The organism is Enterococcus sp. MMGLQ5-1 (genome assembly GCF_013155265.1).
Classification (GTDB): Bacteria; Bacillota; Bacilli; order Lactobacillales; family Streptococcaceae; genus MMGLQ5-1.
This window is the reverse complement of sequence record NZ_JABJXU010000016.1, coordinates 25,486-31,978: the sequence shown is the minus strand read 5'-3', so window position 1 is coordinate 31,978 and position 6,493 is coordinate 25,486. Positions and strand designations below refer to the sequence as shown.

Annotated in this window: 7 protein-coding genes; 2 read left to right on the top strand and 5 right to left on the bottom strand. The window is 36.5% G+C overall.

Annotated features, from left to right (window positions below; all coding sequences use genetic code 11):
• Window positions 1-246, top strand: a 246-nt coding sequence (locus HOY35_RS12205) for an IS3 family transposase (protein ID WP_172285821.1), incomplete at its 5' end; no start/stop codon positions are given.
• A 64-nt stretch (window positions 247-310) separates the two neighbouring features.
• On the opposite strand, the gene cls is transcribed toward HOY35_RS12205, so the two are convergent.
• From cls to HOY35_RS12190, 4 genes are all read right to left on the bottom strand, one after another.
• Window positions 311-1,846, bottom strand: a complete 1,536-nt coding sequence (gene cls, locus HOY35_RS12200) for a cardiolipin synthase (RefSeq protein WP_172214056.1) — start codon at window positions 1,844-1,846, stop codon at window positions 311-313.
• Window positions 1,847-1,951: 105 nt separating this feature from the next.
• Entirely contained in the window at window positions 1,952-2,077 is a 126-nt protein-coding gene (locus HOY35_RS13635; protein WP_283770061.1) for a hypothetical protein, read from the bottom strand.
• Between the two features lie 137 nt (window positions 2,078-2,214).
• Window positions 2,215-3,513: a hypothetical protein gene (locus tag HOY35_RS12195; RefSeq protein ID WP_172214058.1), complete on the bottom strand. Its 1,299-nt coding sequence runs from the start codon at window positions 3,511-3,513 to the stop codon at window positions 2,215-2,217.
• A gap of 165 nt (window positions 3,514-3,678) precedes the next feature.
• Window positions 3,679-4,020, bottom strand: a complete 342-nt coding sequence (locus HOY35_RS12190; RefSeq protein WP_172214134.1) for a metal-sulfur cluster assembly factor — start codon at window positions 4,018-4,020, stop codon at window positions 3,679-3,681.
• 199 nt (window positions 4,021-4,219) lie between these two features.
• On the opposite strand from HOY35_RS12190, the gene ilvD reads away from it, so the two are divergent.
• Window positions 4,220-5,932 carry a dihydroxy-acid dehydratase gene (ilvD, locus tag HOY35_RS12185; RefSeq protein WP_172214060.1) on the top strand — a complete coding sequence of 571 codons (1,713 nt, stop codon included), beginning with the start codon at window positions 4,220-4,222 and terminating at the stop codon, window positions 5,930-5,932.
• Window positions 5,933-6,016: 84 nt separating this feature from the next.
• On the opposite strand, the gene HOY35_RS12180 is transcribed toward ilvD, so the two are convergent.
• A complete protein-coding gene (locus tag HOY35_RS12180) occupies window positions 6,017-6,490 on the bottom strand; it encodes a PTS glucose transporter subunit IIA (RefSeq protein ID WP_172214062.1) in 474 nt (157 codons plus the stop codon).
• Between the last annotated feature and the right edge of the window lie 3 nt (window positions 6,491-6,493).

Below are 6,493 nucleotides of genomic sequence, written 5' to 3'. Positions count from 1 at the left end.
GTAAAACAGAAAAACGTTATCCAAAGTATGTCCCGTAAGGGTACACCTTCAGATAACGCTCCAATAGAGTCGTTTCATGCCTCACTAAAGTCAGAAACGTTCTACATCTCAAAAGAGCCGATAGGCTCTAATACTAGAGTAATCGATATTGTAGAAAAATACATCTATTTTTGGAATCATAATAGAATTTTATCCAAATTAGGGTATCTTTCGCCCGTCGAATACCGATCAGCAAGATTAAATTGAGTCGCTCTTTTTATTTTGTATCAAAAAGTAGTTGCACTTCCAAACCATGTCACTTTCCCTATTATTAAAGCAATGGACTGAACGCCCGCAATAAAATATTAATAATTTTATGCAAAGGATCCTTCTTCAATTCATCTAAACTCACTCTTCTCGATTCAGCTAGGGTAGTTAAAAAATCTGCTTCAATCTCAGTTAAGACAGCGTCCTGATAGAGCCATACAGAATTTTCAAAGTGATGTACCAAGCTTCGATAATCTAAATTAACAGTTCCAATAATCCCTACCTGACCATCTGCTAAATAAATTTTCGAATGAATAAAGCCGGGGGTGTATTCATAAATTTCTACACCTGAATTAAGTAAACGTACATAATTAGCACGACTCATCGCAAATATAATTTTTTTATCAGGAATTCCCGGAGTGATAATTTTAACATCAACACCTCTTAAAGCTGTTCTCTCAATTGCATTGGCTAATTCATCGTCAACGATTAAATACGGAGTCGTGATATGGACATAATATTTAGCTGAAGCTAGTAAATTAATAATTGCCTGTTTTGATACATGTCTGCTATAAACTGGACTCGGTCCATCACCAAATGGTAAGACAAAGCTATCATTGACCACTGGCTGCGCAAGATAATATTTACTAAAATCAAGCGATGCATCTAATTGATTGGTATAATAATCTATTAAAAATAAATTAGTCAACTCGTTTGTTGCTTCACCATTCAAACGAATACCAACATCCTTCCAATATCCAAATTTTTCAATTTCATTGATATATTCGTCAGCTAGATTAATACCACCCGTATAAGCAATTTGACCATCAATAATCATGATTTTTCTGTGAGAACGGTTATTGAATTCACTGGATGCTTGACCCTTTAAAAAAGCAAAAGGAACTGCTTCAATGCCCATTTGAGTCAGCGTTTGATAATAATCACCCGGCAAAGTCAGCATGCTACCAATATCATCATAAATTACCTTTACTTCAACACCTGCTTTTACCTTAGCAAGCAATATTTCCAGAATACTATTCCAAAACAAGCCTTCTTCTATGATGAATGATTCAATAAAAATAAATTTTTCAGCGTGTCTCAAATCTGTAAGCATTGACTCAAAAACCGCTTCTCCCGACGGAAAATAATTAACCTGCGTATTCATGTATAAGCCATTTTCAGATAGCCTTTCAATCAAAAGCGCATCAGCATATGCTTGAGGACTTACCTTTTGTAATTTTTTTAGGTAATCATTTCCCGATTTTTGCAGTGAGCGTTCAGCCTTCTCCATTCTCGCAACATAATTTTTGGAAAGGTCGCGCTTCCCAAAAATAAAATAAATCATAAAACCGGCAATAGGTAATAGAAGTACAACTAATAACCAAGGAATCTTAAAGTCAGGATTTTCATCTGAGCTCACAATCGTGCCTAAAACATAAATTTGTGTCAAAATAATCGCAATATCAAAATATGGTACGAATAGCTTTAAGAGTAGCACCATTGCAATAATCGCAGCCGTCTGTATAAAGGTAACACTAATCGCCCAAACAAAGCGGGTTGGAATCTGCTTTTTTTTATGTGTCTTTAAGCTACTTTTCATAATATAACAATCACCCCTCCTGCCTGATAAGTATTAATGCTATCAGTATACCAAAACGTGCCAATATCGAGCCGTCACTAGCAAGCTTTCAGCTAAAAATGTTAACTAACAAACAATACTACGAGAGACAAACCCTTGATATTTAAATACTTCATTACTATGAATCAAGAAAGCTAAAATCGCAACACCCGGCTTACCAATAAAAACAAGCGTAAAATTATAATTTATCACTTGAATGCCTGTCGCCTAATTATCTATACATTCCATAAAAAAGATAATAATCTTGTTTTTTTACATTAATATCGAAATAATTAAGGATAGCTTAACATTATCAGCTAAAATATTAAATAAATTGTTTCATAAAATACTTATTTAATTTCATTCATATGGCATCTATCTCTAGGTACACTGATTTTTTCAGTTGCTTCAAGCTCATATTCAATTTTTAATTGATTAAATATTTCAAGTAACTGTTTTAAATAGTCAGAATTACTAAAGCTTTGCATAATATCAATAAAGAAAGCATCATTTGTTGCTAAAATTTCGATTGAAAGGCCACGCGTGCCGCTTGTATAAGTATGGATACTTTCAATTTTTCGTTCAATTTCCCCCAAATCAATTTTTCCAATATAGCTTAAAATAAAGGTATCTGATAATAAATTATCAAAAAAGGAAAGCTTGGCTTGCTTGGCACGAAAGTTATCCAATAAATCCAGCTGATTGCTCAAGCCTTGAATTTTTCCAAGCTCCTGTTGCAAGTTTTCTTGCTTTTTATAGTCGTTTAATTGCTGACGATGCCTTTTAATTGTCGCTTCAGCAGCTTTTTCGTCCCCTGCTTCAAAATTTAAGGATAGGCTACTAACACAGTTTCTAAAGCTATTCTCCAAGCCAGCACCCGCACGCAAATCAACAATTAAATTACAGTTGACAGCAGTCATTTCACTAGCTGGCCTCTGATTATTAATTGCCTTGGCAAAGAGAAGGGCAAAGGCCAGAGCAGGTGTAGCCCCAATTGATTTTGAATAGCTGAGCAATGATTGATTATTAATTTTTAGAGCGGTTTTATAAGAAAATGAAAGGCGAGTTTCTTGTTCAGCCGCTTCTGGAAGCGAATAGCCATTTTTGATAATTTCAACGCTTTCAGCCTGAGGATTTTGGGCAATCTCAACAAAGCCTGGCTCCTTTAATTCATTCACTAAATAGGGCGACCCCGCCTTTTGAACAGCAACATCAGGGAAGAGACGATCATACCTTAAAATCGAATAATAATATAATATAGTTCTGACAAAGGGCATTATTCCTCGTCCATCGCATAAGCCATGGTGATAGCTTATGAAAATTTTACTTTGCCAAAAATGTAAATCAATTAGATGATAATTAACTGCTCGTCCGCCAAGCGGTAATAAGGTCGCACTTCTTCTGATATTTAACGGCTTTCGATTTTCTATCAGGTAAAAATCACCTGCTGACTCATAAAAACTTTGTGTTAAATAATCAAATCTTTGAAATGATTTCTCCGCAGCTTTTTCTAAGCATGACTGATCAATCCTATCCTTCATTTTAATTTCAATCACCATACTCTCAAAGCCATGTTTGCGATATAAAAATGACTGTCCAGTTCTAATTTTCTCTAGCTGCTTTAATTCAATATTTTTAATTTGTGCCATCTGATTAGCTCCTCTATTTTAGAATAATTAAATCCTACAGCCAATATATTCACAAAATATTGTCAATTTGTTGCTAAATTGTTAACAATTATTTTTAAAAATAAAATTAACAAAAAACCCAAAATGCGAACAATCATTTTGGGCTTTTTTTATTTTAATATTAGATTAATTTGGATTAACACCTAGAGCAATTCGACCAAAACGACTAATTCGAGTAATTTGCCATGCTGGTGACCAGACAATCTCAACAGCTACTCGGTTGATACCTTCAATTTCTGCCAGCTTTTGTTGAATTTCACCCGGAACAGAATCAATACAGCCACAGCCAGCACCTGTAAATGTCAATACCACCTTGCAACGTCCATGCTCATCCAGATTCATTTCATAAATTAAACCTAGATTATAAATATCAAGTCCAATTTCTGGATCCATAATCGTTTCTAATTTTTCAACTAGCAATTGAGCATATTCACTTGCCCGTTCATTTATTTTGATATCATCACGCATCATTAAAGCACCTCTTCTGAAAATGTAATATGTTTTATTTCACCATGAAAACCAATATTTAACAAGCATTTTTTGCTTCTTTTTCTTTTTTTTTCGACTATATTATCATTCTTAAATGATTGACCTTTTTAATAAAATAAGCTTAAATAGATAAATACAAGCATAAAAAATCAGAAAATTCAGAAAGGGGGCATTTCCCTTGAAACAAGAAACTCAAAATAAAGATATTCGTATTCGCAGCCATGTCTACGATAGCATGGTTAAATCGCCCAATCGAGCTATGCTACGTGCCACAGGAATGGACGATGAAGCATTTAAGCAACCCATTGTTGGCGTTATCAGTACTTGGGCAGAAAATACCCCGTGTAATATTCATCTTCATGATTTAGGTCAACTTGCTAAAAAGGGCGTTGTAACAGCTGGCGGCTGGCCAGTTCAATTTGGAACAATTACAGTTGCTGATGGTATTGCCATGGGTACGCCTGGTATGCGTTTTTCTCTACCCTCTCGTGACGTTATTGCCGATTCCGTCGAAACAGCAGTCAGTGGTCATAATTGCGATGCCTTTGTTGCGATTGGGGGCTGCGATAAAAATATGCCTGGCTGTATGATTGCCATTGCTAATACTCAAATTCCCTCTATTTTTGTCTACGGGGGTACAATTGCACCTGGTAAATTAGATGGTAAGGATATTGATTTGGTCTCTGTCTTTGAGGGCATTGGTAAATGGAATCATAATGACATCACCGCAGAGGAATTACGCCAAATCGAATGCAATGCTTGTCCTGGACCCGGTGGCTGTGGTGGTATGTATACTGCCAATACAATGGCCTCAGCAATTGAAGCGATGGGCATGAGCTTACCTGGATCATCCTCACACCCTGCAATCACAGAGGAAAAGCTCAAGGATGTTGAGGCTGCTGGCGAAGCAGTCTTGAAATTATTAGAATTAGGTATTTATCCAAAGGATATCATGACACGAAAAGCCTTTGAAAATGCAATTACGGTCGTGATGGCTTTAGGTGGTTCAACTAATGCAATCCTGCATTTAATGGCAATGGCACACGCGGCCAACGTTGATTTAACACTGGATGATTTTAATGCTTTTCAAGAAAGGGTGCCACATCTTGCTGATTTAAAACCAAGTGGAAAATATGTCTTCCAAGACCTTTACGAGGTTGGTGGCGTTTCTGCGGTCATGAAATATTTATATGAAAATGGTTTTATCCATGGTGATTGCTTGACTGTAACAGGTAAAACAATTGCAGAAAATCTCGCTGAGGTTCCGTCACTAAAGGCTGGGCAAAAGGTCATCATGCCTTTAGAAAATCCCAAACGAGCAGATGGCCCGTTAATCGTTTTACACGGCAATCTTGCACCCAAGGGAGCCGTTGCCAAGGTTTCTGGTGTTAAGGTGCGCCGTCACGTTGGACCAGCTAAGGTCTTTAATAACGAAGAAGCGGCCATTGAAGCTGTTTTGGCAGATGAAATTGTTGACGGTGATGTTGTTGTTGTGCGCTATGTTGGTCCTAAAGGTGGACCAGGTATGCCTGAAATGCTTTCACTTTCAAGTATGATTGTCGGAAAAGGACAAGGTGAAACAGTGGCTTTAATTACCGATGGTCGTTTTTCAGGTGGTACCTATGGTCTAGTTGTAGGTCATATCGCACCAGAGGCGCAAGATGGTGGACCAATCGCCTTCTTAAAAACAGGTGATATTGTGACTGTAGATCAAGATACAAAAGAATTGACGATGCAAGTTTCAGATGAAGAATTAGCTAAGCGTCAAAAGGAGACCAATATCCCACCATTGCACTCTAGAGGAGTATTGGGTAAATATGCGCATATCGTTTCTAGTGCAGATAAGGGTGCAATTACTGACTTTTGGCATAAGGATGAATCAGAGCAATAAAGTGAATGCACATCAGTAAGCATTAAAATAGCATAAATTAACGTAAAATCGTTATTTATGCTATTTTTTACTTATTCATAATACTTACTTTTTTTGCAGCATACCAATTTTTTGACCATGAGTATGCTTCCCTAATTCTACTACTGGCTTTCTCTTTTCGAGCTCTGGAAAAACAACAATAACCATTGTATCCTTGTTTTTTGAAGCAATGAAATCAAAATCAACTTTTGCTAAGGGTTGGTTTTGATTAAATAAATCTCCTTCCTTAACTAAAATTTCAAATCCTTCACCGTTCAGTTCAACTGTATCCAACCCAATATGAATTAAGTATTCAATACCACTCGGTGTATAAAGTGATATGGCATGCTTTGATGGAAAGATAGCTTTAACCTCCCCATTGAAGGGTGCATAGACCAATTGATTTTCTGGTATGACAGCAAACCCATCGCCCATCATTCCTTGACTAAACACCGCATCTGGAATTTGCCCAAGAGACACAACCTCCCCATCAACCGGTGAATAAATAGCATATTCCTTTCGATTTAAGAATTCAAACACATG

Bases quoted from the DNA above. Each gene is read 5' to 3' on its own strand.
- HOY35_RS12190 (WP_172214134.1), bottom strand. From the start codon at position 4,020: ATGCGTGATGATATCAAAATAAATGAACGGGCAAGTGAATATGCTCAA.
- HOY35_RS12195 (WP_172214058.1), bottom strand. From the start codon at position 3,513: ATGGCACAAATTAAAAATATTGAATTAAAGCAGCTAGAGAAAATTAGA.
- cls (WP_172214056.1), bottom strand. From the start codon at position 1,846: ATGAAAAGTAGCTTAAAGACACATAAAAAAAAGCAGATTCCAACCCGC.